This window comes from Microbacterium sp. BF1 (genome assembly GCF_019279095.1).
GTDB lineage: Bacteria > Actinomycetota > Actinomycetes > Actinomycetales > Microbacteriaceae > Microbacterium > Microbacterium maritypicum.
The window spans coordinates 1-1729 of the sequence record NZ_JAGYWT010000503.1 but is presented as its reverse complement, the minus strand read 5'-3'; the positions used below and the strand labels follow the sequence as shown (position 1 = coordinate 1729).

General features: G+C 68.7%; 3 protein-coding genes. 2 read left to right on the top strand and 1 reads right to left on the bottom strand.

Features of this window, described 5'->3' with window-relative positions; all coding sequences use genetic code 11:
* The coding region (locus KZA10_RS14185; RefSeq protein WP_256934875.1) for a superoxide dismutase at positions 1 to 375 on the top strand (375 nt) is incomplete at its 5' end.
* Positions 376 to 426: 51 nt separating this feature from the next.
* On the opposite strand, the gene KZA10_RS14180 is transcribed toward KZA10_RS14185, so the two are convergent.
* Positions 427 to 720: a metal-sensitive transcriptional regulator gene (locus KZA10_RS14180; protein WP_218683206.1), complete on the bottom strand. Its 294-nt coding sequence runs from the start codon at positions 718 to 720 to the stop codon at positions 427 to 429.
* Positions 721 to 978: 258 nt separating this feature from the next.
* Between KZA10_RS14180 and KZA10_RS14175 the strand changes: the two genes are divergently transcribed.
* A partial coding sequence (locus tag KZA10_RS14175) for an FAD/NAD(P)-binding oxidoreductase (RefSeq protein WP_218683205.1) occupies positions 979 to 1729 on the top strand: 751 nt, incomplete at its 3' end.

Genomic DNA, 1729 nt, shown 5'->3' with positions numbered 1-1729 from the left:
GAACGGGGTCGGATTGGGTGCGGTGCCGGCGAAGAACTGCCAGAGCGCGGTGACGACGAAGATCGCGAGCGCGAGGTACTGGATGCCGAGCAGGATGTTCTGGAAGTGCAGGGATCGGGCTGGGCCGTGCTGGCGTGGGACAGCGTCGGAGCGCGCCCCGTGATCTTCCAGCTGTTCGACCAGCAGGGCAATGCCCCACTCGGCGTCACCCCGCTGCTGCAGCTGGACGTCTGGGAGCACGCGTACTACCTCGACTACCTCAACGTGCGCGCCGACTACGTCAAGGCGTTCTGGGAGCTGGTGAACTGGCCCGACGTGCAGCGTCGCTTCGAGGCAGCCCGCACGGCGACGAAGGGTCTCATCGTCGCGAGCTGACCGTGATGTGCGGCCGGCCGTGAGTATCTGCGCGACCGGCCGTGCTCGCGGTCACGCGAGGGAGAGGAAGAGCCTCTCCAGTTCGGCCATCGACACCCCACCGGTGTCGGTGGCTGTCTCCGCCTCCGCCTCCGCCTCCGGGTCGGTCAGGCACTCCTTCATGGCGGAGGCGATGATCTGGAAGCCCGCCTTGTCGAGCGCCGAGGTGACGGCGGCGAGCTGTGTGACCACCGCGCGGCAGTCGCCTCCGCTTTCGACGGCGGCGATGACGGCCCCGAGCTGTCCCTGCGCGCGCTTGAGTCGATTGACGATCTTGCGCTGAGTCTCGGCGTCTGCGGATGACATGTTCGCTCCCTGAGTGTCGGCTGGACTTCTCACTATACCCCCTGGGGTATAGTGAGACCCAGATACCCGTGGGGGTATCGGTGAGGAGTCGAGAACAATGTGCCGAGCAGTCCGTTGCAAGACCTGTGGCAAGACGACCTGGGCGGGGTGCGGTGAGCACGTCGACGCTGTGCGGCGAACGGTTCCCGCATCGCAGTGGTGTTCCGGGCACCCGAAGGAGCAGACGCAGCGCGGCTTCTTCTCGCGGATGTTCCAGCGATGACGTCCTCCGAACCGCTCACGGTCGTCATCGTCGGCGGTGTCGCCGGGGGGATGTCCGCGGCTGCGCGCCTGCGCCGGCTCGACGAGCACGCGCAGATCGTGGTCTTCGAACGCGGACCCGAGGTCTCCTACGCGAACTGCGGGCTGCCCTATTACGTGGGAGGCGCGATCGCAGAACGCGAGTCGCTGCTCCTGCAGACGCCCGCGTCGCTGCGCAGCCGCTTCCGACTCGACGTCCGCGTGCGTCACGATGTGGTGCGCGTGGACACCGCCCAGAAGGTGGTCGAGGTCATGGACGTCGAGACCGGGCGCCGCTTCACGCAGCGCTACGACACGCTGATCCTCGCCACCGGTGCGCGCCCGCGGCGGGATGAGCCCCTCTCCGACGTCCCCGTCCGCAGTCTGCGGACGGTCGAAGACGCGGACGTGATCGATGCGTCGCTCTCACGCCCCGGAGTGCCGGTGGTGGTCGTCGGCGGTGGCTACACGGGCCTGGAAGCGGTCGAGAACCTCGTCGCACGGGGAGCGTCGGTCACCCTCGTGCAGCGGGGTCCCCACCTGCTCTCTCCTCTCGATGCGGAGATGGCCGCCCCGATCGCCGCCGAGATCCGTGCGCGCGGTGTCGACGTGCGCCTCGGGGTCGAGGTCGCCACGGCGGGGAGCGGCGCCGTCACGCTCAGCGACGGGTCGTCGGTCGCCGCAGAACTGGTCATCGATGCCTCCGGCGTCGTGCCGGAGACGGCGCTGG

What these genes read in the sequence shown, in the direction of transcription:
- KZA10_RS14180 (WP_218683206.1), bottom strand. Translation starts at nt 720, where the DNA reads ATGTCATCCGCAGACGCCGAGACTCAGCGCAAGATCGTCAATCGACTC.